The organism is Dyadobacter bucti (assembly GCF_005869225.1).
GTDB lineage: Bacteria > Bacteroidota > Bacteroidia > Cytophagales > Spirosomataceae > Dyadobacter > Dyadobacter bucti.
In genome coordinates this window covers 235,675-259,104 of record NZ_SWFP01000006.1, presented here as the reverse complement: position 1 = coordinate 259,104, position 23,430 = coordinate 235,675, and the positions used below count along the sequence as shown (strand labels likewise).

Here is a 23,430-nt window from a genome sequence, read left to right as displayed (position 1 = left end):
ATAAAAAGGCTTCATAGCTGAATAGCATTCGTGTTATTGTTGACACAAATCTATTTGCTATGAAGCCTTTAGGTAAGCTATTTCCGACGAACTACTCAGTTACAATGCATGAACTTCGCTGCCGCCGGGATGAAAACCGGTAATTTTTACAATTGTTCCAGCATAATGTTTTTCCAGCGCACTTTAATTCCGCCGCCATCATGGATCTGCAAAGCGATCGATCCGTCAGCTTTGCCTATTTTTTCGTCATTGAAGTCCACCATTGCATTGCCGTTCAGCCAGGTTTGTACTTTATCGCCGACAACACGGATGCGCAGGGTATTCCAGTCACCCATTTTCAAAAAGCCTTCTTTCTCGTCAGGGATCTTTACAAGCCATTCACGTCCGTAAGATTCATACACGCCGCCAGTATCATGATTTGGGGGAGCCACTTCCACCTGCCAACCTGAAACTTTGGTACCATCCACGGTTGACCGGAAGAACACACCACTGTTGCCGTTAGACTCTTGCTTGAACTGAAGCGATAAATCAAAGTTCTTATAAAACTTGTCAGTAGTGAGGTAACCGTATTTCTTGTCCGGGCCGCTTTCACAGATCAGTTCACCTTTTTCAACGTACCATTTTTCAGTTCCGTTAATTTTCCAGCCGGTGAGATCTTTTCCATTGAACAACTTTATTGGCTTCTTTTTCAAATCCGAAGAAGGTCCTTTGACCGCCAGAAAGGCCGAACACATCAGAAAAACAGCCGAACAAAGCACCAGCAAGCGTTTTGATTTTAACATAGTAGTTTTGGGATTAGGATTAAAAAAATTGGTTTAAGGATTCTGTCAAACTACATTTTCCATTAGTTTTACGAAAATTAACCAATTCGAAAGCTATGAAAAAAAACCGTTTTATAGGGCTGGCCGGAACATTTTTTTTGCTTGTAAGCCTGGTTTCGGGAATAATTGTGTCTTGCAAGGAAAAGGATGAAGATCTTGTAAAACCCAAAACGATTACGGATATTATTCTTGAAAATAGTCAGTTTTCTATTCTGCGCGACATCGTATCCTATGCTGGAATGACGGACGCACTTAGGACCGACGAACTTACTTTTTTTGCCCCCAGCAATGACGCGTTCGGAAAAGCAAATATATTCAGTGCAACTGTTATTACTTCCTTACCCGAAGATTCGGCCAGGCATTTTATCAACAGCCATATTATCGGTAAAAAGAAACTGGATTTCTTGGAATTGACAGCCGGTCGTGAAAAATCGCTGAGTGGCGACACTTTGACCATTACAAAAATAGACAGCAGTGTTGCCATCAATAAATCGGATATCGTAATTAAAGACGTAATGGCCGACAATGGCATTATCCACGTTATCGATAGCGTGGCAGTTAAGTTCTGATAAAAATGAAATAGGGCAGGAGGAATAAAATCCCCTGCCCTATTTCATTTTTATCAAGTCAGATTGCTCAGAATTGCTCTGTGTGGGCAAAAAAGAAACTTCCCTCTATTTCTGAATTCTCGTCAGAGTCTGATCCGTGAATTGCGTTTGCTTCGATCGATTTGGCAAACAACTTGCGGATTGTACCTTCATCGGCATTTGCTGGATTGGTAGCACCAATTAATGTACGGAAATCTGCTACGGCATTTTCCTTTTCCAATATCATAGGAACAATCGGCCCCGAGGACATATACTTGCACAAATCAGTATAAAATGGACGCTCTTTGTGCACCGCGTAAAATTCTCCCGCACGTTCAGGCGTTAACTGTGTTTTTTTCAATGCGACGATCCGGAACCCGGCCGCTTCAATCATTTTAATAATAGAACCGGTATTACCGTCCTGAACGGCGTCCGGCTTAATCATTGTGAATGTTTTATTCGTTGGCATAAATTGGGCGAAAGTTATTTGCTGCAAAACTAATGGTTTTCATTTTATATCCTCAGTAAATCTCTCCCGAACCTTATTGCCTTGTAAAACATCGCGCTGACACACAGCCTTTAGCAACTAACATTGAGCAAATCCCAACAGTTTTGTTAATTTTGTGCCTTTATTAACTTTTCCAAATTCTTCTTTTTGAATAAGTAACTGTGAATCAAACTATTCAAGAGCTAATTGCTTTTCTTTCCTTACCACAAAAAATCATCATTACGATGCATCGGGATCCGGATGCGGATGCATTGGGGTCGTCCCTTGGTTGGGCGAGCTATCTGGCTGGGAAAGGGCATGAAGTTACAGTAATTAGTCCTACTGAATATACTGCAAACTTGCGCTGGCTTCCCGGAATCGAGCAGGTCCTGATTTATGAAAAAGCTAGTGACCAGGGGAAATGTAAAAGAAAAATTGAGGAAGCGACACTGATTTGCTGCCTGGATTTTTCAGCACTGTCGCGGTTAAAGGATCTCGGAAAAGTAGTTCAGGATGCCCAGGCAATTAAGCTTCTCGTAGACCATCATCTTGAACCCGAGCATTTTGCCAAATGGATGGTCTGGGATACCAATGCTGCTGCGACTGCGCAGCTGATATATGCTTTGGTAAAAGAAATGGAAGGCAACAAGCCTGCACAGGAGATATTTGACAAAGGAATGGCCGAATGCTTATACGCGGGTATCATGACGGACACCGGATCATTCCGCCACGGAAATGTAACACCTGCGGTTCACCTGGCAGTTGCAGATCTAATGCTGACGGGGCTGGACACAAGCCGGGTACACAGGTTGATTTACGATAATGCGCCGCTTTCCAGGCTCCAGTTTCTTGGTTACGTACTTTCTCAGAAACTGGTTGTCCTTCCTGAATACAGAACTGCGTACATGGTCCTTACGGAAGCCGAGTTACAAAAATTCAATTCCAGCACCGGAGAAACCGAAGGAATTGTCAATTACGGACTACAAGTTGAAAACGTAGTGATGTCGGCTATGTTCATTGAAAGAAAAGGAGAGGTTAAAATATCATTCCGCTCTGTTGGAAGCTTTTCTGTGAGAGATCTGGCCAGCACACATTTCAATGGTGGTGGACATAAAAATGCTTCGGGTGGAAGATCGGAACAGTCAGTAACTGAAACGGTTGCAACTTTTTTAAGAGTACTTCCGTCATACCAGTCGGAGCTTTTGAGCGTTGACTAGTCTTGAATTCTAAATACTTAACAATTTCACATAAATATTTTTTAATTAACACAATCCAATGAATCTTAAATCAATCGGTTATGCGATGGGCATAACTATTCTCGCAGCCGCTTGCAACAAATATCGTACGCAGGTTACTGAAAACGGCCTTAAATATCAGGTATTTGAACACGAAGATGACGCAAGAAAAGCAAAGCTGGGAGATATCATGTCGTTCCATCTGGTCTTGAAGAACGGCACTGATTCTACATTGCGCGATACCTATAAAGAAGGAAATCCGGTTAAAATGGTTTTGCAGCAACCTCCGTTCAAAGGAAGCTTTGAAGAAGGGCTGGCGATGCTGGCCGCTGGCGACAGTGCTAAGTTTCTTGTAAATGCAGATACCCTGTTCGCAAGAATGATGCAGCCTATGCCTCCTATGATCAAAAAAGGCTCCGAACTTAGCTTTACCGTGAAAGTGTTGAGCGTGCTTACTTCAGAAGAATTCCAGAAACAACAGGCGGAAGCGGGTACAAAACAAAAAACCATTGATGCCAAAGTAATCGAGGATTTTCTTGCTAAAAATAACCTCAAAGCGAAAGCACGTAAAACTGCATCCGGATTGTACTATATTCCGCAAGTTGAAGGAACTGGCCCAAGCCCAAGCCAGGGAGACAACGTAAAAGTTCATTATACCGGTAAATTTCTTGACGGGAAAGAATTTGACAGTTCTAAAAATCAGGGAAAACCGCTGGAACTTCAGGTTGGCCAGGGAATGGTTATTCCAGGCTGGGAAGAGGGTATTCTGCTGATGAAAAAAGGTGAAAAAGGTTTATTAGTTATACCGTCGGGACTTGCATACGGACCGGAAGCATACGGACCTATTCCAGGAAATTCGGTATTGCAGTTTGAGATGGAACTGATCGATTTTGCAAAAGGACCAGCACAACCTGCGGCGCCGGCTGTACCCCCAACCCGATAAACGCATATTTGGAATTTTTAAAACGGCTGCTTCACAAGAGTAGCCGTTTTTTTGTGTAAAATGCAATCCGATCCAAATATTCCTGAAATGAAACTTTGCTTTGCTACCAATAATGTAAACAAACTTGAAGAAATCCAGGCGTTGCTCGGTGATCAATTTGAGCTCTTGACTCTGAATGACATTGGCTGCCATACTGACATTCCTGAACCTTATGAGACCATACCTGAAAATTCTCGCGCCAAAGCGGAATATGTGTGGGAGAATTATAGAATCAATTGTTTTGCAGACGACACAGGCCTGGAAGTTTTCTCGCTAAATTATGAGCCGGGAGTCCGGTCCGCGCGTTATGCAGGTCCTCAGCGAAATTCCGAAGACAATATCGACCTCCTTCTCACGAACCTTGCCAGTCAAAACAATCGTGAAGCGCGTTTCATTACCGTAATTACTTTGGTTTTAGATGGAGCCTATCATCAGTTTGAAGGAATTGTGGAAGGCAACATTATCTTAGAAAAAAGAGGTACAAATGGATTTGGATACGATCCGGTGTTTGTTCCGGAAGGTTTCGATAGAACGTTCGCAGAAATGACTTTATCGGAAAAGTCAGCTTTGAGCCACAGGGGACGGGCATTCGCCAACCTAGTCGGATATTTAAAGCAGTTGTAAAAAACGTCCATCATCATTTATCAACACCTAAATTCCCTAATTATGTCAGATTTCAAAATCGATGAATTCAGGTTCGACGGATCCAGGAACTTTGAGATAAAAAAGACCAAAACGAAGTTCAAAGATATTTATGCAGACAAAGAAGAGTATGAAGCCATGCAAACTGAGTCTGCCAGAGAGCTTGATGAACTTCAAAGCATGATGTACGCGCATAACCGGTATGGTCTGCTTGTGATCTTCCAGGCTATGGACGCAGCCGGCAAAGATGGGACCATCAAACACGTACTGTCTGGTGTGAACCCCGTAGGCGTGAAAATCCATTCATTCAAAAGGCCCACGGAAACGGAGCTTGAACATGATTTTTTGTGGAGAAGCAATCAGGTGCTACCTCAGCGGGGAACGATCACTATTTTTAATCGAAGCTATTACGAAGAAGTGCTGGTTGTAAAAGTTGATCCGGATATACTTACAAGCTCACAAAAGCTACCTGAAGAACTCACAAGTGATACGGATAAAGTGTGGCGGCAACGCTATTCTGACATCAGAAACCTGGAAAAGTACCTGTACCGAAACGGCATCCGGGTGATCAAATTTTTTCTCAATGTATCCAAAGAAGAGCAGGCAAAGCGGTTAATCGAAAGGATTGAAGACCCTTCAAAAAACTGGAAATTTGAAGAACAGGATGTAAAGCTTCGCTACAAATGGGATGAGTATATGCAGGCCTATCAGGATTGTATCAATGAAACCGCATCCAAAAAAGCCCCCTGGTACGTCATTCCGGCTGATGACAAAAAGAATCTACGGCTTACTGTCGCCAAAATAATCGTGGAGGAACTCAGGAAAATGGATATGAAATACCCGGACGTTGGTCCTGAAAGAACCGCAGAGCTCCACCGGTACATTGATATCATCAATGCTCAGAATGGCAAATCTTCAACATCTGACAAGTAGAAGACAACAAAAAAGTCGGTTGATTGATCAACCGACTTTGATAGCTATGCATGGTGTGAATTCAAGTCTTTTTTACTTCTTGATGGTAAAATTTCCTCCACCAATTTTATAGCCTTCCGCATACAATTCCACATTGTATTTTCCTGGACGGAACTGAGATGTATTGTCATATAACATCTCTACTTTCTGGTTATTGTTCTGATATGCAATCGACTCGCGGGTAGTGAACTTAGATGGAGCACCATCGATTTCAAACTCACCTGATCCGGTTGCGTCATCAGCCACAACAGCTCCTTCCGGATCCAGAACGCGGATATAAATGTCTTTTGGTTCCTGAGCAGTCAGCTCATTTTCAGGAAGATTGAAAACAAGTTTCAGCTTGTCAACACGGCTGGACTTATACTCTTCCCTGTCTTTTACTTTACCTCTTGAATTAACAGTCAGAACTTTCAGGTTTTGTGCTCTCAATGCAGCTGCCTTGCTAACCTTCGCACTTAACTCCTGGTTAGCCGCTGTAAAGGTCACCACAGAATCCGTTAATTCTGCCTGACGCTGAACTAATCTTTCACGTTCACTTGTAAGTGCTCCCACATGTGTGCTTAACGAATCATTAGACGCCATAAGATGCTCATTTTCAGCTTTCAGCTGCGCAATCATCTCGTCTTTTTCTACCAGAAACTTCTCGTATTCTTTTATTTTGCCGAGATACTTTCCAGTTTCCACTTTTCTGCTGCGGCTGAAAGCCAACTTATCAGCTTCAAGTCTCTCTTTTACTTTTGTAAGTTCTGTAACATCACCCCCCAATTTTTCAATTTCAGCAATTTTTGCGTCTAAAACTGTTGAGATCGAATCCAGCTTCGTTTTGGTTATGGCCAGCTCGCGGGCTTTTTCAACGACCAATGATTCCTGTTGCGTCAGTTCGTTTTTCTGAGTGGTAAACAGGTAGCCAAACATGGCTGTGGCTAGCCCAAGGACAACAACCATTGCCCAGGCTATGCTTTGCTTATTTTTCTGTTCTTGTTGCATTGATTTAGTGTTAAACTTGTGTGATTTAGTTTTACATGTGATCAGGTTAAATGACTTCCGGATTTACATGGTTTTTCCCAAATTAACCAATTCTATGCCCAATGAACTACCCGCCGTTTCAAGCGTGATTTTTAACCGATTTAATTATGGAAATAGTACTAAAAAAATGCTCAATAAGCAGATTATCAACACTTTTTAAGACAATACAAAGGCTGATACGAATTGCTGTTTCGGACTATTCAGGTAAATTTCCCTATCCGGAAATTGGGTAATCATTACCCAAGTTATGGTGTTAGGGTACATTCAAATAATGCTAACAGCCCTCTTATAATCCTATTTTCGCAGAAACATTGAATGACTTCCTTTTCATGAAAGCCAGCTTTTGGTACCCAGCCACTGAGTAAGAAGAAATTTCCAGTAGGTTCTCCCTTTTGGTACAAGTGAGCGAGATGTTTTTTTCTGAAGTGTAAATCTTGTTTTCTGATTTAAGCAGCGCATGAACAGCAACAGGTTGATGCGTTGCAGAATCCAGCTTTATATCAAGATGCCTGATTGGCAGATCCTCTCCAGGTTTAAGAATGTATTCATAAGATAAAGAATCGGCTCTGACAACAGTATAGCTTTGTTGATAGGAAGGTTTGTTGAGATCTGATTGTATAAATAACTCAAGCTCTTTCTTCCAGTCCACATCATTGGTCGTACTGACCTCTTTATGGCCATCGATAATCAGGTCCTTTGTAACCTTCGGTTTTTTTTCATTCAGGACAATGATCTGGTTATTTATAAACCCTTTTAAATCGTAATAATACTTCACATCATTTCTCTCAACCTCTGAATTTTCGCACGACATTAATGTTGCTGCCATTAAAACAAATACCAGTGCAGGCAACTTAACGCCCGGAATATAAAATAGTAATGATCCAATTGTTGACTTCATTATTTTTTTCGCAGTCTTTCGATCCATATACATGTAAAAAAACAGAGAGCCCGGTGGACTCTCTGACAGGACAACATCTTGTATTGCCGTAAAGTTTAAAGGATGCTATTCCCCGTCATTTCCAATGGTTTTTCAATACCCATCAACCCTAAAATGGTCGGTGCGATATCCGCCAGTTTTCCATCTTTCAACGGGGCATGATACTCGTTGTCAACCAGTATACAAGGAACCAAGTTCAGAGAATGAGCTGTATTGGGAGACCCGTCATCATTCCTCATGTAATCGGAATTACCATGGTCGGCAATGATAATAGACGAATATCCATGATCGAGGCCGGTTGTTACCACGGCTTGAACACACTGATCAACCGTTTCACAAGCTTTTACCGCAGCTTCGAAAACACCCGTATGCCCAACCATATCCGGATTGGCAAAATTCAGACAAACGAAATCAACGTCTTCTTTTATTAATTCAGGAATGATAGAATCCCTTATCCCGAAGGCTGACATCTCGGGTTGTAAATCGTAAGTAGCGACTTTAGGTGACGGGCACAGCAGGCGGCTTTCACCTTCGAAAGGCTTTTCCCGACCGCCTGAGAAAAAGAACGTCACGTGGGGATATTTTTCTGTTTCTGCTATCCGGATCTGTTTCTTGCCGGCCGCTTCCAAAACTTCCCCAAGCGTATTATTGAGGTTATCTTTGTCAAAAATCACATCAACCCCTTTGAAAGTATCATCATAATTGGTCATGGTGATATATTTCAGATTCAGCTTGTGCATATTCTGCTCGTGGAAATCCTGCTGAGTAAGAACTTCGGTGATTTCCCGACCGCGGTCCGTCCGGAAATTGAAGCAAAGAACAACATCTCCGTCCTGTATAACTGCCAAAGGTGTACCATCCTCGTTGGTAGCTATGATTGGCATGATAAATTCATCTGTTACGCCCTCTTCATAAGAATCACGAACCGCCTTCAAAACATCTGCCGATAAAACATGATGTCCTTCGCCATGCACCATGGCATCATAAGCCAATTTTACACGTTCCCATCTTTTATCACGGTCCATAGCATAATACCGGCCGACTACACTAGCAATTTGGCCAGTAGTCTGACTCATGCTTGTCTGAAGTTCGGTGAGAAACCCAAGACCGCTTTTGGGATCGCAATCCCGTCCATCGGTAAAAGCATGAACAAAAACATCCGTCAAGCCCTTATCTGATGCGATCTTGCAAAGTCCCTTCAAGTGATCAATATGCGAATGCACACCACCATCAGATACCAGCCCGATAAAGTGTACTTTCCTACCATTTGACTTAGCGTAATCAAGCGCATCCGTCAACACAGGCTCCTGCCCTAATGTACCTTCCGATACGGCCAGATTTATTTTTACCAAATCCTGATAAACTACTCTTCCGGCTCCCAGATTGGTATGCCCCACCTCGGAATTACCCATTTGCCCGTCGGGAAGCCCTACAGCCAAGCCGCTTGCTTCCAGCTTACTATGCGAGTATTTCTGAAGAATGCTGTCATAAAAAGGAGTGTTTGCAGCTAAAACCGCCGAGCGGTTTTCCTCACCAGCTTTGGCGATGCCCCACCCGTCCATGATAATAAGAATTACTTTCTTGCTCAATGTCTTGATAATTATGAATTAATATATGATTTCCATCCGAACTACTCAGAATATCTAAATCTCCGGAGCATTCAAATTATGTTTTTCTATCAAAAAATCCAGAAATACCGAACCGCTCCTTCTTACTATTTCATATACATTTTGAAAAGCAGCAAAATCTTCATAGTAAGGATCCGGCACGTTAAGGGAATTTCCTTTCTCGGGATCAAACGCGCGGTACAACTGAATGCCTATGTCAGAAGGCTCTTGATCCCGGGCAAGCAGACTGACTTTCCGGATATTCTCGAAATTGGACTGATCCATAGCCATGATATAATCGAATTTAAAGAAATCGTCATGAGCCAGTTGCCTGGCCTTATGCGTCAGAATAAGACCATTATCCTGCGCGACCTTTCTAATTCTCTTATCAGGCAGGCTTCCGATATGATATGCAGCTGTCCCTGCTGAGTCACATTCAATGTGCTTGTCAAGATTTTTGCTTTTAACAAGATGGTTAAAAGTTGCTTCTGCAATGGGAGAACGGCAGATATTGCCCAAACAGACAAAGAGTACCCTGATCAAAACTGATGTATCGTATAAACCATCGAAAACAATTATCGACTATTCCTTTTTACTTTCAACGAGCTGATTGTTTTCATCTACAATTACATAAACCTCTTCATTTGGCCGACGCATCATAAATTTCTCCCGGGCCCATTTTTCAAGCATTTTTGGGTTTCCAAAAACTTCATTCCGCTCCTTTTTCACTTGTCGGATTTTGTCTAGCAGGACAGCCTTTTCTTTTTCCAGGTCTTTCATTTTAGATCTGTGTGAATATACAACACGCATATTGTTATTATCCAGAAACAGTATCCATACCAACCATGCTACCAGCGTGGCGGTATAAAAGTTCTTCATCGAATAAAGTGGCCAAAATGGTTTGTTTTTCAGATCTGACATATCTTCAAACTAAAACCGGAGCTTTTAGCCCCGGTTTTAATAAAATTTAGAATTTCAATCCTGGGAAATAAGCGCTTTCTCCAAGTTCCTCTTCAATACGAAGAAGCTGATTGTATTTCGCCATCCTGTCAGAACGTGAAGCTGAACCTGTCTTAATCTGACCTGTATTCAAAGCTACCGCAAGATCAGCAATGGTTGAATCCTCAGTTTCACCGGAACGGTGCGACATGATGTTTTTGTAGCTGTTTCTCTTCGCAAGATTAACGGTATCGATTGTCTCGGTAAGCGAACCGATCTGATTAACTTTAATCAGGATAGCATTTGCAATCTGCGATTCGATTCCTTGTTGTAAACGGGTCACGTTTGTCACAAACAAATCATCTCCCACAAGCTGGCATTTTTTGCCGATTGATTCAGTAAGCGTCTTCCAGCCAGCCCAGTCATCTTCATCCATTCCGTCCTCAATAGAGATAATCGGATATTTAGCAACCCATTGTGTCCAGTAATCTGCCATCTCAGCCGAAGTTAATTTACGGCCATCAGATTTTTTGAAATGATAAAGACCATCCTCATAGAACTCCGACACAGCAGCATCCATAGCGATAAAGATATCTTCACCTGGTTTGTAACCTGCTTTTTCAATGGCCTGAAGAACAACCTCAATAGCCTCTTCATTAGATTTAATGTTAGGTGCGAAACCACCTTCATCTCCCACGTTTGTGGAATATCCTTTGCTTTTCAAAACAGTTTTAAGTGTATGGAATACTTCAACACCCATTCTCAAGGATTCAGAGAACGTATCAGCTTTTGCAGGCAGGATCATAAACTCCTGAAAATCAATCGAATTATCCGCGTGGCTTCCACCATTCAGGATATTCATCATAGGAACTGGAAGGGTATTTGCATTGGTACCGCCTACATATCGGTAAAGAGGTAGATTCGCTTCAAGTGCACCTGCTTTCGCAGCCGCCAGAGACACACCTAGGATAGCATTAGCACCCAATTTCGACTTATTAGGTGTTCCGTCCAATTCAAGCATGATTTTGTCGATCAAATTCTGCTCAAAAATTGAGCATCCGATCAGCTCGGGGAAGATAATGTCATTTACATTTTCAACCGCCTTCAAAACCCCTTTTCCTACATATACGCTTTTGTCGTCATCGCGAAGTTCAACTGCTTCATGTTTTCCAGTGGAAGCACCGGAAGGGACAGCAGCACGTCCCAAATAACCATTTTCTGTACGAATATCTACTTCTACCGTTGGGTTTCCTCTTGAATCCAGAATTTGTCTTGCATGTACTGACTGAATCGTACTCATTTGCAGCTTATGGTTTGATTAGAATTGAAATATATTAGCGCTACAAAATAACACAAAAAAATTGTCATCCATAAACGCCAATTCACTTTAGCTTAAATTTACAGCTTCATCGTCCAAAACAATTGCTATGAAATTAATTCACATTCTGATTATAGCGTTTCTGTTACTTTTTATAGAAATTAAAGCTCAGACGACACTATCTACTGATGATTTTCAAGGAAAACTTTCCAATGCCACCCATGCTCAATTGCTGGATGTAAGAACACCTCAGGAGTATAAAGAGGGTCATTTAAGCAACTCTCTAAATATTGACTACAAGAGTTCCGACTTTCGTGAAAAAATAAAATCGCTGGATAAAACCAAACCGGTTTTTGTGTATTGCCTTGCGGGCAGCAGAAGTGCAGCTGCCGCCGAAATATTGCACGAATATGGGTTTAAGGAGATTTATGATATGAAGGGCGGATACTTAAAATGGACCTCTTCCGGAAAACTTATTGATGCACCGGTTGACAGTTCAGCTCCCAAAGGAATGAGTTCAACAGGATTCAAAAAGATTATCGGCGCAAAAGGTCTTGTACTTGTGGATTTCTACGCTCCCTGGTGCGAGCCATGTGTAAAGATGTTACCGACCGTGTATAAACTCACTGCTGAGTACAAAGGAAAGGCGCACATAGAAACCATCCCGTATGATAATAACAAAGCGCTCGCAAAGGAGTTGAATATTGATGGAATCCCCGCATTCCTATTGTATAGAGACGGTAAATTACTTATTCGCAAAAACGGTTTTATGGAAGAAAAGGAGTTCCGAAAACTCATTGAATCAAATCTATAAAACTAAAAAACCCTCGGAGTTTAATCGGAGGGTTTTTTGTTTAAATAAGATTAATTGGCACTCAGTAAATTGATAAAATCATCAAAAAGGTAGCGAGAGTCGTGTGGTCCAGGAGAAGCTTCCGGGTGATACTGTACTGAAAATGCTGGATAGTCCTTTCTGCGGATTCCTTCAATAGTTTTATCATTCAAATTGACGTGCGTAATTTCCACATCAGGATGGCTTTCAATTTCTTCCGGGTTCACTGCAAATCCATGGTTTTGTGAAGTCACCTCACACATACCGGTAATGAGATTCTTTACAGGATGATTCAGTCCGCGATGCCCATGATGCATTTTATATGTATTGATTCCACTCGACAGGGCCAAAAGTTGATGCCCGAGACAAATTCCAAACAATGGCTTGCTCGTTTTTATCATCTGATTCACGCTCTCAACTGCATAAAGCATTGCAGAAGGGTCACCTGGTCCGTTTGATATAAAAAATCCATCTGGCTGCCAGTCCATAACCTCTTCAAACGGAGTCTTAGCTGGAAACACTTTGCAATAACAACCTCTTGAAGTAAGATTTTTCAGAATACTCTTCTTAATTCCATAATCCATAACAGCGATACGCCACTTACTCCCCGCTTCATCCCCCACGAAATATGGCTGCTCTGTTGTCACCTCTGAGGATAATTCAAGACCATCCATAGACGGTACTTTTCGCAGCTCTTGCATCAGCAGCTCTTCATCCAATATTTCAGATGAAATAATCGCGTTCATTACGCCTTGCTCGCGAACGTGCCTAACCAGGTGTCGTGTGTCCACATTACTGATTCCTACAATATTTGCTCTTTCAAAGTATTCTTGTAAAGAAAAATCAGCTGTGTGACGAGAATAGATTTGTGAGAATGTATTGCAGACCATACCACGAATTTTTACAGAAGCCGATTCTTCTTCGTCTTCCAGCTGCACACCGTAGTTACCGATGTGCGAGTTCGTATTAACTATTATCTGACCGTAATAGGATGGATCGGTATAAATTTCCTGATATCCAGTCATTCCCGTATTAAAACAAATCTCACCCCCAGTCGTTCCGCTTATTCCCAAAGCCAACCCTCTGTATGCCGTTCCATCTTCCAGCAACAATAAAGCTTCCTTTTTCTGATTCATAAAATGGTTAATCTATTTTTATAACTGATAAGACATTCTCAGTCAATTATTTTGCCAAAATTAATAAATTACGCTCATAAAAAAGGGCTAAACGAAAACGTTCAACCCCTTTTACTATACTATAAAGTGATCACCAGCAATAACACTATTCTTTGTCTGCATCTTCTGGTTTCTCAGCTGTTTCATGTTTCTCTGTCTGAGGCTCTTCAGCGACAGGCTCTGCTTCGGCTACAATCGGATGATCTGCCTTTTTCACTGCTGATGCTGCAACAACTTCTTCGCCTGAAGAATCGGCCTTTTTACCACCTCTTCTGCTTCGACGTGTTTTTGCTGGTTTATCAGCATTCGCAAGAAGCAACGCATCATTGAAATCAACCAACTCAATCAATGCCACCTCAGCAGCATCACCAAGACGATTACCCAATTTAATAATACGAGTGTAGCCACCTGGGCGAGAAGCAATTTTGTCAGATACTACACCAAACAGTTCTTTTGTAGATTCTTTATCGTTCAGATAAGAAAAAACAATACGTCTGTTGTGGGTAGAATCCTCTTTCGCGCGGGTCAACAATGGCTCAACATACTTACGCAGTTCCTTTGCTTTCGCTAAAGTAGTCTCAATTCTTTTGTGAAGAATCAAAGAGGAAGCCATGTTTGAAAGCATCGCCTTACGGTGAGATGCTGTTCTTCCTAAATGATTATCTTTCTTACCGTGTCTCATTTTGTTTTTGTTTAGTTGCTTCGAGCAGCGACTGGCGCGCTTCAGAATACATACTTATTAGGATATTAAATTATTCTTCGTCCAAACGATATTTGGCAACATCCATTCCAAACGTCAATTGTTTGTCCGCAACAAGCTGCTCCAACTCGGTAAGTGACTTTTTACCAAAATTACGGAACTTCATCATATCCGAAATTTCAAGCCTAACAAGATCACCCAATGATTTAACATCAGCTGATTTCAAGCAGTTATATGCACGAACCGATAAGTCAAGTTCTGACAAAGAAGTCTTTAATAACTTCCTCATCCGCAACATTTCCTCATCAACCTGATTATCCTCTTCTGCCTTTTGTTTCTCAAACGTCATCGTCTGATCAGAGAAAAGCATGAAATGTTGGATTAAGATATTGGCGGCACCTTTCAAAGCATCCTCAGGGTGAATCGATCCATCCGTTTGTATATCAATTAAAAGACGCTCATAGTCTGTGCGTTGCTCAACACGTGTATTTTCAACACTATATTTCACATTTTTAATTGGTGTGTAGATAGAATCCACCGCTATATAACCAAAAGGCAATTCATTTGCCCGAGGTTCATCAGCTGGAACATATCCTCTTCCCTTGTCGAGAAGCAGCTCCATTTCGAATTCTTTTTGATCATCAATGTGACAAATGACCTGATCCGGGTTCAAGACCTCAAAAGCATTGGTGAACTTACCAATATCACCGGCAGTGACTACCGAGACGTTTTTGAGATTCACTACAATTCTACTCTCATTTAAATCAGAAACTTTTTTAAAACGAACCATTTTCAGGTTCAGGATGATTTCCGTAACATCCTCAACTATACCTTCGATAGAAGAAAATTCGTGAAGAACCCCTGGAAACTTCACACTCGTGATGGCATAACCTTCTAAAGATGAAAGAAGTATTCTACGTAACGCATTACCAATTGTTACGCCGTATCCTTTCTCTAAAGGCTTAAACTCAAACAACCCGTGAAAGTCGTCTGCTTTTTCCATGACGACCTTATCAGGCATTTGGAAAGCTAATATTGACATAGTCCTTGCTCCTTTTATAGTAGTAAATGATAGTTGATCACGCTACCGTTACCTTTGCGATCGCAAAATTGCCGTTTCCGGCTAAAAGCACGTCTAGTAAAACTAAACGTGCTGTACTGGGAAGATTATTATTTAGAGTACAACTCAACGATGAGCTGCTCATTGATATTTTCTGGGATTTGCTCACGTTCCGGGAAAGTAACAAACTTGCCGGTCAATTGTTGGCTATCCCACTCCAACCAGTTAAATCCTTTTGAACTATGTCCAGCAAGGCTGTCCGAAATAGTTTCAAGTGATTTTGATTTTTCCCTTACAGTCACAATCTGACCAGGGCGTAAAGAGTAAGAAGGGATGTTAACAATCTCTCCGTCTACAAGAATGTGCTTATGAGTTACGAGCTGACGCGCCGCACGTCTTGTAGGAGCTATCCCCAGACGATAAACTGTGTTATCCAGACGTGCTTCACAAAATCTGAGTAAGTTCTCTCCGGTAATACCTTCTTTCACCGACGCCTTTTCGAATAAATTACGAAACTGTCTTTCAAGTATTCCGTAAATAAATTTCACTTTCTGCTTTTCCATTAACTGTAAAGCATACTCCGACTTTTTCGAACGACGTCCTTTCCCATGAACTCCGGGAGGATAATTCTTTTTAGCAAGTGCTTTGCTCGGACCCATAATTGGTTCTCCGTAGCGCCTTGCAATCTTTGATTTGGGACCTGTGTAACGTGCCATTAAAACAATTTGTTAACTAAAAATTAAAAAAACCATTCTGTAACCCCAGTGTCCAAATTACGAATGGGTGTATAAACTAAACTCTCCTGCGTTTTGGGGGACGGCAACCATTGTGCGGAAGCGGAGTGATATCACGGATAGTAGTAACTTCTATTCCGGCATTCTGAATGGTACGGATCGCAGACTCGCGTCCAGATCCTGGACCTTTAACAAATACTTCCGCTTTTCTCATACCTAAGTCAAAAGCGACTTGGGCGCAGCTTTGAGCTGCTGTCTGAGCTGCATAGGGAGTATTTTTCTTGGAACCACGAAATCCCATCTTACCAGCGGAACCCCAGGAAATAACCTGTCCGTTGCTATTGGTAATAGAGATAATGATGTTGTTGAAAGAAGCCTTGATGTGTACTTGACCCACCGACTCCACTACTACAACTCTTTTCTTAGCCTTATCTTTTCTTTTATTTTGTGCCATTGCTCGTGAAATAAGTCGTGGATGTAATTCCACCCCTCATTATTTATTTAGTAGCCTTTTTCTTGTTCGCGATTGTTTTACGTTTACCCTTACGAGTACGAGAATTGTTTTTCGTTCTTTGACCACGTAACGGCAAACCTTTACGATGACGAAGACCACGATAGCAAGCAATATCCATTAAACGTTTAATGCTCAGCTGAACCTCAGACTTAAGTGCGCCTTCAACTTTATATTCACCAGCAATGACCGCACGAATCGCACCAGACTCATCGTCTGTCCAATCAATCACCTTTTTATCAACATCAACACCAGCCTTATCCAAAATCTTTTTAGCCGAACTACGACCAATTCCGAAAATATAAGTTAGTGAGATCTCACCTCTTTTACGGTCGGGAATATCAACTCCTGAAATACGTGCCATAATTATTAACCTTGTCTTTGTTTATACCGTGGGTTCTTTTTATTAATCACATAGACTTTACCCTTCCGGCGTATGACTTTGCAGTCCTCACTGCGCTTTTTAACTGATGCTTTAACTTTCATCTGGAATGTTACTTATTTGTTAATATTGAGGTGATCTTCTCCTTATTTGTATCTGTAAGTAATCCTGGCCTTTGATAAGTCGTAAGGAGACATTTCCAACTTAACACGGTCGCCAGGCAATATTTTTATATAGTGCATCCGCATTTTACCCGAAATATGGGCAATCACTTCATGCTTATTTTCCAATACCACACGAAACATAGCATTGGAGAGTGCTTCTAAAATTACTCCGTCTTGTTCTATTGATGCTTGTTTTGCCATTCTTCGCGTTTATTACTATGCTTCTACCATAAGGCTGGTATTGGCGGTCACTTTTTCTATATAGTCAAATGTTGTTAAAATCTCAGGTTTTCCCTTACGGACGACCACGGTATGCTCAAAATGGGCTGAATACTTCCTATCACTTGTCCTAATAGTCCATCCGTCTCGTTCCTGTATAACGGATTTGACACCCAGATTAATCATCGGCTCTATTGCCAACACCATACCTTCCTTTAACCGTATACCCTTACCTCTTTTGCCGTAATTTGGTACCTCAGGACTTTCGTGTAAGCTTCTGCCTAACCCGTGTCCCACAAGCTCTCTAACAACAGTATACCCACGATCTTCAACGAAACTCTGAATAGCATGACCAATGTCACCCATCCTCAAACCATCCACTGCTTGTTCTATGCCTTTGTACAACGACTTCTTAGTTGCTATCAACAGTTTCATTACATCCCCTGCAACCTCGCCGACTGGATATGTATAAGCGCTGTCACTATGAAATCCGTTGAGCTTTACACCACAGTCTATCGAAACTATATCGCCCTCCTTAAGAACATACCCGCTTGGGAATCCATGAACTACCACCTCGTTAACAGAAATACATAAAGAGGCTGGAAAGTTGTTAAAGCCTTTGAATGACGGAGTTCCACCAAAATCTCTGATATAATCCTCGGCAATTGCGTCAAGCTTCCTGGTTGCAACACCCGGTTTAACCCATTGTGCCACCTCAGCATGGGCCTTACCCAGAACCTGAGCACTCTCCTTTATGAGATCTATTTCCTCTTCAGTCTTAAGATAAATCATTATCTATCAGATAGCAACACTCTCTGTCCTACCTTTAACACGTCCTGATTTCATTAATCCTTCGTACCTTCTCATCAACAGATAACTCTCTACTTGCTGCAAGGTATCCAGTACTACCCCAACCATAATCAAAAGTGAGGTTCCGCCGAAAAAGTGGGCAAAATCTGTTGAAACACCCAGAAGGCTCGCAAAGGCAGGTAAAGTTGCAACAATAGCAAGCATCAATGAGCCCGGAAATGTTATGCGATCCAATATAGAGCTTATATACTCAGAAGTTTGCTGACCTGGTTTAACGCCCGGTACAAATCCACCGCCTCGCTTCATATCATCCGCAATTTGCTGCGGATTCACTGAAATAGCTGTATAGAAAAATGTAAATACAATAATCAAGACAGCAAAAAGAAGATTGTATTGCCAAGTTGTGTAGTTCGCAAAGATCGTAGCGACATTGCTAGCAAAATCACTCTTTTCCGCAAAATATGACGCACCCAAAGAAGGGATAAACATCAATGCCTGCGCAAAAATAATCGGCATAACACCAGCAGCATTCAATTTCAAAGGCAAATACTGACGTTGACCTCCCATTACCCGATTTCCTACCACCTGTTTCGCATACTGAATCGGAATACGCCGTACAGCCTGTGTCAACATAACTGCACCCATAATCACAAAATAGAGAGCCACAATCTCAATTACAAATAATAATATCTGTCCGCTTCCACGAGATACAAATTCCTTATATATGGCTCCCGGAAATCTGGACACAATGCCAATCATGATCAACATTGATATTCCGTTACCAATTCCTTTATCGGTAATTCGTTCTCCTAACCACATACAAAACATGGTACCAGCGGTAAGAACAAAAACTGAGGATATAGAAAAAAGACTTCTTGACACCAACAGTGCTTCATCAGGGACGGTTGTATTCAAATAAGCAGTACCCTGGACAAGAGTCACTACAATCGTTAAAACTCTTGTGATTTGATTCAATTTCTTACGCCCTGATTCCCCCTCCTTTTGCATTTTCTGAAAATACGGCAACGCCATAGTCAACAGCTGAATTGCAATAGAGGCCGAGATATAAGGCATAATGCCCAATGCAAAAATAGATGCCTTGCTAAAGGCACCACCCAGAAACGTATCCAGCAAACCTAGCAATCCTTGCGTAGAAACATTCATCTGGTCCGGCTCAACGCCCGGCAACGCCACGTAAGACCCCAAACGGAATATCGTTATAAACAAGAGAGTATTGAGAATACGTGTTCTCAATTCCTCTATCGCAAATATGTGCTTAATTGTCTCTAAAAATCGTTTCATGTCCTGGGCTTACATTAGCTACTCAATAATAAACAATAGCTGTTTACCGAATAACAAAATTACAATTTAACAGCTTTTCCTCCTGCCTTCTCGATTGACTCAATAGCAGAAGCAGAAAATCCATGCGCCTGAACCTCAACCGCAATCGAAATCTCTCCTCTGTTAAGGATTTTTACTAAATCTTTTTTCGCACAAAGACCGTTTTCACGAATTAGATCTAAAGTCACAACGCTAACCTCAGCTTTCTGAGCCAGTGCCTGAATAGCATCAAGGTTCAGCGCCTTATATTCTACCCTGTTAATATTGTTAAATCCAAACTTCGGAAGGCGTCTTTGAAGAGGCATTTGCCCTCCTTCAAACCCAACCTTACGGCTATATCCAGAACGGGATTGAGCACCTTTATGTCCACGTGCAGCGGTTCCTCCTTTACCAGAGCCTTGACCACGTCCAACTCGCTTCCCTACTTTAACGGAGCCAACAGCCGGTTTTAATGAACTAAGATTCATGTTAATATATATGTTAGATTTCTTCAACTTTAACTAAATGGCTCACCTTCCGGATCATGCCTGCAATAGCTTCGCTATTTTCTTTTTCAACTGATCTGTTCAACTTCCCCAAGCCCAAAGCTTTAATGGTTAGTTTCTGCCTCTCTGGCCGGTCAATTGTGCTCTTAATTTGTGTAATACGTACTTTTGACATCATTACTCTCAGATAAAGGATTTCCTGTGGGACTATCCGTTGAAAACTTTCTCCAATTTAACACCTCTCTGAAAAGCAACCTGGTGTGGAGCCCTCATCTTCAAAAGTGCATCAATTGTAGCCTTAATTACATTGTGTGGATTAGATGAGCCTTTTGACTTCGCCAAGACATCTTTAATACCAGCACTTTCAAGCACTGCCCGCATGGGGCCACCTGCCAAAACACCTGTTCCAGGCGCAGCTGGTTTAATCAAAACAAACCCACCACTAAACTTACCTTCCATTTCATGAGGAACAGTATGTTTCAACATAGGAATTTGGATCAGATTTTTCTTTGCGTCATCAATTCCTTTCGCGATAGCGTCAGTCACCTCATTCGCCTTACCCAAGCCATATCCGACAACACCATTTCCATCACCTACAACGACTATCGCTGAAAAGCTGAAACGACGACCACCTTTTACCACTTTTGCAACCCGATTGATCGCTACCACGCGTTCTTTCAGATCAGATTCGTTAACCTTTGAAGGTTTTGTATTTGTAGACATAGTCTTAGTTATACTTAGAATTTCAGGCCACCCTCGCGAGCTCCTTCGGCCAATGCTTTTACTTTACCGTGATACAAATATCCGTTGCGGTCGAACACAACTGCCTGAATACCTGCCTCCTGTGCTTTTGCTGCTATTTTCTTTCCAACCTCAAGTGCCACACCAACATTCGAATTCTCTTTTCTTTCTCCCAGATCCAAAGACGACGCACTAACAAGTGTTACACCTTTAATATCATCTATAATTTGTGCATAGATACTGGTATTAGAACGGAAAACCGATAATCTTGGGCGCTCTGAACTACCTTTCACCTTCTTACGAATGTGATATTTAAGGCGTTGTCTTCTATCTGCTTTTACGTTAGCCATTTTTGATCTTATCTAACTTGTTTATAACTACTCCGTGGCAACGCACTACTTCTTAGAGGCAGACTTACCAGCTTTACGACGAACTATTTCACCAACAAAACGTATACCCTTACCTTTATAAGGCTCAACTTTACGCAATGATTTGATTTTAGCTGCTACGGATCCAATTAATTCTTTATCAATTCCTTCCAAAATAACCTTCGGATTTTGACCTTTCTCAGAAGTAGTCGAGAGTTTTATCTCTTCAGGAATAGCCATAAATATATTATGAGAATACCCTAATTGTAACTCCAAGACATTGTTAGCTGCACTGGCTTTATACCCTACACCAATTATCTCTAACTCTTTCTTATAACCAGCATCAACTCCAATCACCATATTGTTGATCAGCGACCGATACAAACCGTGCAGCGCTTTATGACGCTTCTGCTCTGTGGGACGTTTTACTTTCAACTCATTTCCTTCCACCTCAACACTGATGTCTGTATCAACAGCCTGAAAAAGCACACCTTTCGGTCCTTTCACCGACACAACATTGTTATCTGCTACTGAAACAGAAACACCTGCCGGCAAAACAATAACTTTATTTCCTATTCGTGACATTTCCTGAATAACTTTTAAATATTAATACACGAAACATAACACTTCGCCACCTACATTAAGTGTTTTAGCTTCTTTATCGGTCATTACCCCCTTAGATGTAGAGATAATAACAGTCCCTAATCCGCCTAAAACACGGGGCAAAGTTGATGAACCTGAATATTTACGTAGTCCAGGCTTACTAACCCTCTCCAATTTCACAATCGCAGATTGCTTTGTCACAGGATTATATTTCAAAGCTATTTTGATCGTTCCCTGAGGACCGATTTCGTCAAACTTATAACTTTGAATATACCCTTTGTCAAAAAGTACTTTTGTAATTTCTTTTTTTATGTTGGATGCAGGTATCTCAACAACCCTGTGCTTCGCTTTTATGGCGTTTCTGAGTCTCGTCAGATAATCTGCTATGGGATCCGTTAACATTTTTATGCCTAGTTTAAACACCCCTTTGAAACGGGAGTGCAAAGTTAAGTAATTGAAATCAGAATTGAAAGTTTCCTACCAACTTGATTTTGTAACACCCGGAATTTTACCATCAGAGGCCATATCCCGGAACAGAACTCTTGAAATTCCGAATTTACGCATATATCCACGTGGTCTTCCGGTTATCTTGCACCTGTTGTGCAAACGAACAGGAGAAGAATTACGTGGTAACTTGTCAAGTCCAACCCAGTCACCAGCAGCTTTCAATTTTGTCCGTTTTTCGGCATATCGTGCGACTAGTTCTTGTCTTTTTCTTTCCCGTGCTTTAACTGATTCTTTTGCCATTATCGGTAAATATCTTATATTAAAGTATATCCTTATTTACTAACATTAGTGAAAGGCATACCAAGTGCTTTTAGCAACTCATAGCTTTCTTCATCCGAATTGGTAGAAGTAACGAATGTGATATCCATTCCAGTTATCTTATTAACCTTCTCGATACTGATCTCAGGAAAAATTATCTGCTCCTTAACACCAAATGTATAATTACCACGTCCATCGAACCCTTTATCACTAATCCCCTTGAAATCTCTCACCCTAGGCATTGCAATAGCCGTCAAACGATCAAGGAACTCGTACATACGATCTCCACGTAATGTAACCTTCGCTCCGATAGGCATGTTTTCCCTCAATTTGAAGTTAGAAACCGCCTTTTTCGAAATCGTAGCTATGGCTTTCTGTCCTGTAATCAGACCCAGTTCCTCAACACCTGTATCAACAAGCTTTTTGTCAGCTACTGCGGCCCCGATTCCTTTATTGATAACAATTTTTGTCAACCGAGGAACCTGCATGCTCGACTTATATTGGAATTTGTCTTTCAACTGAGAGACAACTTCGCTAAGGTATTTCTCTTTTAATCTTGGCTGTGCCATTTTTTAAATTAGTTACTGTGGATTGCCGACCCACTCGCTTACATATAATTATTCAACTGTATCGTTAATTCGATCTCAAAGAAAATTGCCTGATTTTTTTGCAAAACGTTGCAATTTACCTTTGTCATTGGCTTTACGGCCGGTCCTTGAAGTCTCACCAGTTTTAGGATCAACAACCATTAGGTTACTGATATGAATTGGGCCTTCAAGTTTTTCTATACTCCCCTGAGGATTTTGGGCATTAGGTTTAACATGCTTTGTAATCATATTAACACCTTCAACAGTAGCTCTCAGCTTTTCTACGATAATCTTTTTAATAACGCCAGTCTCTCCCTTCGCATTTCCGGAAATTACCTTTACAGTATCTCCGCTACGAACATGTAGTTTTGCGGGTGTCTTTTTATTTTTACTTTCCATT

The 23,430-nt window shown here is 41.4% G+C and carries 33 protein-coding genes; 6 read left to right on the top strand and 27 right to left on the bottom strand.

Annotation, left to right across the window (positions count from 1 at the left end; translation table 11 throughout):
- Positions 1-146: 146 nt before the first annotated feature.
- Positions 147-734, bottom strand: coding sequence for a 3-keto-disaccharide hydrolase (locus FBF61_RS20880; RefSeq protein WP_229215167.1), 588 nt, complete (start codon positions 732-734; stop codon positions 147-149).
- Between the two features lie 143 nt (positions 735-877).
- Between FBF61_RS20880 and FBF61_RS20875 the strand changes: the two genes are divergently transcribed.
- Positions 878-1,390: a fasciclin domain-containing protein gene (locus tag FBF61_RS20875; protein WP_138480943.1), complete on the top strand. Its 513-nt coding sequence runs from the start codon at positions 878-880 to the stop codon at positions 1,388-1,390.
- 67 nt (positions 1,391-1,457) lie between these two features.
- On the opposite strand, the gene FBF61_RS20870 is transcribed toward FBF61_RS20875, so the two are convergent.
- Entirely contained in the window at positions 1,458-1,877 is a 420-nt protein-coding gene (locus tag FBF61_RS20870; RefSeq protein WP_138480941.1) for a nucleoside-diphosphate kinase, read from the bottom strand.
- Positions 1,878-2,077: 200 nt separating this feature from the next.
- On the opposite strand from FBF61_RS20870, the gene FBF61_RS20865 reads away from it, so the two are divergent.
- The 4 genes from FBF61_RS20865 to FBF61_RS20850 all read left to right on the top strand — a co-directional run bounded on the left by FBF61_RS20865 (position 2,078) and on the right by FBF61_RS20850 (position 5,687).
- Positions 2,078-3,112: a DHH family phosphoesterase gene (locus tag FBF61_RS20865; protein WP_138480939.1), complete on the top strand. Its 1,035-nt coding sequence runs from the start codon at positions 2,078-2,080 to the stop codon at positions 3,110-3,112.
- A 58-nt stretch (positions 3,113-3,170) separates the two neighbouring features.
- Positions 3,171-4,073 carry an FKBP-type peptidyl-prolyl cis-trans isomerase gene (locus tag FBF61_RS20860; protein WP_138480936.1) on the top strand — a complete coding sequence of 301 codons (903 nt, stop codon included), beginning with the start codon at positions 3,171-3,173 and terminating at the stop codon, positions 4,071-4,073.
- Between the two features lie 87 nt (positions 4,074-4,160).
- Complete coding sequence (locus tag FBF61_RS20855; RefSeq protein WP_138480933.1) at positions 4,161-4,736, top strand: non-canonical purine NTP diphosphatase; 576 nt, start codon at positions 4,161-4,163, stop codon at positions 4,734-4,736.
- Between the two features lie 42 nt (positions 4,737-4,778).
- Complete coding sequence (locus tag FBF61_RS20850) at positions 4,779-5,687, top strand: polyphosphate kinase 2 family protein (protein ID WP_138480931.1); 909 nt, start codon at positions 4,779-4,781, stop codon at positions 5,685-5,687.
- 72 nt (positions 5,688-5,759) lie between these two features.
- Here the strand turns inward: FBF61_RS20850 and FBF61_RS20845 are convergent, their stop codons facing one another.
- From FBF61_RS20845 to eno, 6 genes are all read right to left on the bottom strand, one after another.
- Positions 5,760-6,713 (bottom strand): DUF8428 domain-containing protein, encoded by a 954-nt coding sequence (locus tag FBF61_RS20845; RefSeq protein ID WP_138480929.1) that lies wholly within the window; start codon positions 6,711-6,713, stop codon positions 5,760-5,762.
- A 325-nt stretch (positions 6,714-7,038) separates the two neighbouring features.
- Complete coding sequence (locus FBF61_RS20840) at positions 7,039-7,650, bottom strand: hypothetical protein (RefSeq protein ID WP_229215151.1); 612 nt, start codon at positions 7,648-7,650, stop codon at positions 7,039-7,041.
- A gap of 95 nt (positions 7,651-7,745) precedes the next feature.
- Entirely contained in the window at positions 7,746-9,278 is a 1,533-nt protein-coding gene (gene gpmI, locus FBF61_RS20835) for a 2,3-bisphosphoglycerate-independent phosphoglycerate mutase (protein WP_138480927.1), read from the bottom strand.
- A gap of 54 nt (positions 9,279-9,332) precedes the next feature.
- Complete coding sequence (locus FBF61_RS20830) at positions 9,333-9,839, bottom strand: low molecular weight protein-tyrosine-phosphatase (RefSeq protein WP_138480925.1); 507 nt, start codon at positions 9,837-9,839, stop codon at positions 9,333-9,335.
- Positions 9,840-9,878: 39 nt separating this feature from the next.
- Positions 9,879-10,217 carry an FtsB family cell division protein gene (locus FBF61_RS20825; protein ID WP_229215150.1) on the bottom strand — a complete coding sequence of 113 codons (339 nt, stop codon included), beginning with the start codon at positions 10,215-10,217 and terminating at the stop codon, positions 9,879-9,881.
- Between the two features lie 46 nt (positions 10,218-10,263).
- Positions 10,264-11,535: a phosphopyruvate hydratase gene (eno, locus tag FBF61_RS20820; RefSeq protein WP_138480923.1), complete on the bottom strand. Its 1,272-nt coding sequence runs from the start codon at positions 11,533-11,535 to the stop codon at positions 10,264-10,266.
- 127 nt (positions 11,536-11,662) lie between these two features.
- Between eno and FBF61_RS20815 the strand changes: the two genes are divergently transcribed.
- Entirely contained in the window at positions 11,663-12,367 is a 705-nt protein-coding gene (locus FBF61_RS20815; RefSeq protein WP_138480921.1) for a rhodanese-like domain-containing protein, read from the top strand.
- A 50-nt stretch (positions 12,368-12,417) separates the two neighbouring features.
- On the opposite strand, the gene carA is transcribed toward FBF61_RS20815, so the two are convergent.
- The 19 genes from carA to rplX all read right to left on the bottom strand — a co-directional run bounded on the left by carA (position 12,418) and on the right by rplX (position 23,429).
- A complete protein-coding gene (gene carA, locus FBF61_RS20810) occupies positions 12,418-13,521 on the bottom strand; it encodes a glutamine-hydrolyzing carbamoyl-phosphate synthase small subunit (RefSeq protein ID WP_138480919.1) in 1,104 nt (367 codons plus the stop codon).
- A gap of 145 nt (positions 13,522-13,666) precedes the next feature.
- Positions 13,667-14,242 carry a 50S ribosomal protein L17 gene (gene rplQ / locus FBF61_RS20805; RefSeq protein ID WP_138480917.1) on the bottom strand — a complete coding sequence of 192 codons (576 nt, stop codon included), beginning with the start codon at positions 14,240-14,242 and terminating at the stop codon, positions 13,667-13,669.
- A 70-nt stretch (positions 14,243-14,312) separates the two neighbouring features.
- Positions 14,313-15,302, bottom strand: coding sequence for a DNA-directed RNA polymerase subunit alpha (locus FBF61_RS20800; protein WP_138480915.1), 990 nt, complete (start codon positions 15,300-15,302; stop codon positions 14,313-14,315).
- A gap of 128 nt (positions 15,303-15,430) precedes the next feature.
- Positions 15,431-16,036: a 30S ribosomal protein S4 gene (gene rpsD / locus FBF61_RS20795; RefSeq protein WP_138480913.1), complete on the bottom strand. Its 606-nt coding sequence runs from the start codon at positions 16,034-16,036 to the stop codon at positions 15,431-15,433.
- A gap of 76 nt (positions 16,037-16,112) precedes the next feature.
- The gene (rpsK, locus tag FBF61_RS20790) at positions 16,113-16,508 is read right to left on the bottom strand and encodes a 30S ribosomal protein S11 (RefSeq protein WP_138480911.1); all 396 of its coding nucleotides are present in this window, start codon (positions 16,506-16,508) and stop codon (positions 16,113-16,115) included.
- 43 nt (positions 16,509-16,551) lie between these two features.
- Positions 16,552-16,929 carry a 30S ribosomal protein S13 gene (rpsM, locus tag FBF61_RS20785; RefSeq protein ID WP_138480909.1) on the bottom strand — a complete coding sequence of 126 codons (378 nt, stop codon included), beginning with the start codon at positions 16,927-16,929 and terminating at the stop codon, positions 16,552-16,554.
- A gap of 5 nt (positions 16,930-16,934) precedes the next feature.
- The gene (gene ykgO / locus FBF61_RS20780; protein WP_015813811.1) at positions 16,935-17,051 is read right to left on the bottom strand and encodes a type B 50S ribosomal protein L36; all 117 of its coding nucleotides are present in this window, start codon (positions 17,049-17,051) and stop codon (positions 16,935-16,937) included.
- A 42-nt stretch (positions 17,052-17,093) separates the two neighbouring features.
- Positions 17,094-17,312: a translation initiation factor IF-1 gene (infA, locus tag FBF61_RS20775; RefSeq protein WP_015813810.1), complete on the bottom strand. Its 219-nt coding sequence runs from the start codon at positions 17,310-17,312 to the stop codon at positions 17,094-17,096.
- A gap of 15 nt (positions 17,313-17,327) precedes the next feature.
- Positions 17,328-18,122: a type I methionyl aminopeptidase gene (gene map / locus FBF61_RS20770; protein WP_138480907.1), complete on the bottom strand. Its 795-nt coding sequence runs from the start codon at positions 18,120-18,122 to the stop codon at positions 17,328-17,330.
- A gap of 6 nt (positions 18,123-18,128) precedes the next feature.
- On the bottom strand, positions 18,129-19,442 hold the full coding sequence (secY, locus tag FBF61_RS20765) for a preprotein translocase subunit SecY (RefSeq protein ID WP_138480904.1): 1,314 nt from the start codon (positions 19,440-19,442) through the stop codon (positions 18,129-18,131).
- Between the two features lie 59 nt (positions 19,443-19,501).
- Positions 19,502-19,948, bottom strand: a complete 447-nt coding sequence (gene rplO / locus FBF61_RS20760; RefSeq protein ID WP_138480902.1) for a 50S ribosomal protein L15 — start codon at positions 19,946-19,948, stop codon at positions 19,502-19,504.
- A 13-nt stretch (positions 19,949-19,961) separates the two neighbouring features.
- On the bottom strand, positions 19,962-20,141 hold the full coding sequence (gene rpmD / locus FBF61_RS20755) for a 50S ribosomal protein L30 (RefSeq protein ID WP_138481319.1): 180 nt from the start codon (positions 20,139-20,141) through the stop codon (positions 19,962-19,964).
- Positions 20,142-20,173: 32 nt separating this feature from the next.
- On the bottom strand, positions 20,174-20,689 hold the full coding sequence (rpsE, locus tag FBF61_RS20750) for a 30S ribosomal protein S5 (protein ID WP_138480900.1): 516 nt from the start codon (positions 20,687-20,689) through the stop codon (positions 20,174-20,176).
- A 14-nt stretch (positions 20,690-20,703) separates the two neighbouring features.
- A complete protein-coding gene (gene rplR / locus FBF61_RS20745) occupies positions 20,704-21,057 on the bottom strand; it encodes a 50S ribosomal protein L18 (RefSeq protein ID WP_138480898.1) in 354 nt (117 codons plus the stop codon).
- A 45-nt stretch (positions 21,058-21,102) separates the two neighbouring features.
- The gene (gene rplF / locus FBF61_RS20740; protein ID WP_138480896.1) at positions 21,103-21,660 is read right to left on the bottom strand and encodes a 50S ribosomal protein L6; all 558 of its coding nucleotides are present in this window, start codon (positions 21,658-21,660) and stop codon (positions 21,103-21,105) included.
- A 21-nt stretch (positions 21,661-21,681) separates the two neighbouring features.
- Positions 21,682-22,080, bottom strand: a complete 399-nt coding sequence (rpsH, locus tag FBF61_RS20735) for a 30S ribosomal protein S8 (RefSeq protein ID WP_138480894.1) — start codon at positions 22,078-22,080, stop codon at positions 21,682-21,684.
- A gap of 75 nt (positions 22,081-22,155) precedes the next feature.
- On the bottom strand, positions 22,156-22,425 hold the full coding sequence (gene rpsN, locus FBF61_RS20730) for a 30S ribosomal protein S14 (protein WP_138480892.1): 270 nt from the start codon (positions 22,423-22,425) through the stop codon (positions 22,156-22,158).
- Between the two features lie 32 nt (positions 22,426-22,457).
- Positions 22,458-23,012 (bottom strand): 50S ribosomal protein L5, encoded by a 555-nt coding sequence (gene rplE, locus FBF61_RS20725; RefSeq protein WP_138480890.1) that lies wholly within the window; start codon positions 23,010-23,012, stop codon positions 22,458-22,460.
- Between the two features lie 75 nt (positions 23,013-23,087).
- The gene (gene rplX / locus FBF61_RS20720; RefSeq protein ID WP_138480888.1) at positions 23,088-23,429 is read right to left on the bottom strand and encodes a 50S ribosomal protein L24; all 342 of its coding nucleotides are present in this window, start codon (positions 23,427-23,429) and stop codon (positions 23,088-23,090) included.
- Position 23,430: the final 1 nt, after the last annotated feature.

Coding starts and splice junctions, on each gene's coding strand:
- FBF61_RS20880 (WP_229215167.1), bottom strand. CDS start 734: ATGTGTTCGGCCTTTCTGGCGGTCAAAGGACCTTCTTCGGATTTGAAA.
- FBF61_RS20875 (WP_138480943.1), top strand. CDS start 878: ATGAAAAAAAACCGTTTTATAGGGCTGGCCGGAACATTTTTTTTGCTT.
- FBF61_RS20870 (WP_138480941.1), bottom strand. CDS start 1,877: ATGCCAACGAATAAAACATTCACAATGATTAAGCCGGACGCCGTTCAG.
- FBF61_RS20860 (WP_138480936.1), top strand. CDS start 3,171: ATGAATCTTAAATCAATCGGTTATGCGATGGGCATAACTATTCTCGCA.
- FBF61_RS20855 (WP_138480933.1), top strand. CDS start 4,161: ATGAAACTTTGCTTTGCTACCAATAATGTAAACAAACTTGAAGAAATC.
- FBF61_RS20850 (WP_138480931.1), top strand. CDS start 4,779: ATGTCAGATTTCAAAATCGATGAATTCAGGTTCGACGGATCCAGGAAC.
- FBF61_RS20845 (WP_138480929.1), bottom strand. CDS start 6,713: ATGCAACAAGAACAGAAAAATAAGCAAAGCATAGCCTGGGCAATGGTT.
- FBF61_RS20840 (WP_229215151.1), bottom strand. CDS start 7,650: ATGAAGTCAACAATTGGATCATTACTATTTTATATTCCGGGCGTTAAG.
- FBF61_RS20825 (WP_229215150.1), bottom strand. CDS start 10,217: ATGTCAGATCTGAAAAACAAACCATTTTGGCCACTTTATTCGATGAAG.
- eno (WP_138480923.1), bottom strand. CDS start 11,535: ATGAGTACGATTCAGTCAGTACATGCAAGACAAATTCTGGATTCAAGA.
- FBF61_RS20815 (WP_138480921.1), top strand. CDS start 11,663: ATGAAATTAATTCACATTCTGATTATAGCGTTTCTGTTACTTTTTATA.
- carA (WP_138480919.1), bottom strand. CDS start 13,521: ATGAATCAGAAAAAGGAAGCTTTATTGTTGCTGGAAGATGGAACGGCA.
- rplQ (WP_138480917.1), bottom strand. CDS start 14,242: ATGAGACACGGTAAGAAAGATAATCATTTAGGAAGAACAGCATCTCAC.
- FBF61_RS20800 (WP_138480915.1), bottom strand. CDS start 15,302: ATGTCAATATTAGCTTTCCAAATGCCTGATAAGGTCGTCATGGAAAAA.
- rpsD (WP_138480913.1), bottom strand. CDS start 16,036: ATGGCACGTTACACAGGTCCCAAATCAAAGATTGCAAGGCGCTACGGA.
- rpsK (WP_138480911.1), bottom strand. CDS start 16,508: ATGGCACAAAATAAAAGAAAAGATAAGGCTAAGAAAAGAGTTGTAGTA.
- rpsM (WP_138480909.1), bottom strand. CDS start 16,929: ATGGCACGTATTTCAGGAGTTGATATTCCCGACCGTAAAAGAGGTGAG.
- ykgO (WP_015813811.1), bottom strand. CDS start 17,051: ATGAAAGTTAAAGCATCAGTTAAAAAGCGCAGTGAGGACTGCAAAGTC.
- infA (WP_015813810.1), bottom strand. CDS start 17,312: ATGGCAAAACAAGCATCAATAGAACAAGACGGAGTAATTTTAGAAGCA.
- map (WP_138480907.1), bottom strand. CDS start 18,122: ATGATTTATCTTAAGACTGAAGAGGAAATAGATCTCATAAAGGAGAGT.
- secY (WP_138480904.1), bottom strand. CDS start 19,442: ATGAAACGATTTTTAGAGACAATTAAGCACATATTTGCGATAGAGGAA.
- rplO (WP_138480902.1), bottom strand. CDS start 19,948: ATGAATCTTAGTTCATTAAAACCGGCTGTTGGCTCCGTTAAAGTAGGG.
- rpmD (WP_138481319.1), bottom strand. CDS start 20,141: ATGTCAAAAGTACGTATTACACAAATTAAGAGCACAATTGACCGGCCA.
- rpsE (WP_138480900.1), bottom strand. CDS start 20,689: ATGTCTACAAATACAAAACCTTCAAAGGTTAACGAATCTGATCTGAAA.
- rplR (WP_138480898.1), bottom strand. CDS start 21,057: ATGGCTAACGTAAAAGCAGATAGAAGACAACGCCTTAAATATCACATT.
- rplF (WP_138480896.1), bottom strand. CDS start 21,660: ATGTCACGAATAGGAAATAAAGTTATTGTTTTGCCGGCAGGTGTTTCT.
- rpsH (WP_138480894.1), bottom strand. CDS start 22,080: ATGTTAACGGATCCCATAGCAGATTATCTGACGAGACTCAGAAACGCC.
- rpsN (WP_138480892.1), bottom strand. CDS start 22,425: ATGGCAAAAGAATCAGTTAAAGCACGGGAAAGAAAAAGACAAGAACTA.
- rplE (WP_138480890.1), bottom strand. CDS start 23,012: ATGGCACAGCCAAGATTAAAAGAGAAATACCTTAGCGAAGTTGTCTCT.
- rplX (WP_138480888.1), bottom strand. CDS start 23,429: ATGGAAAGTAAAAATAAAAAGACACCCGCAAAACTACATGTTCGTAGC.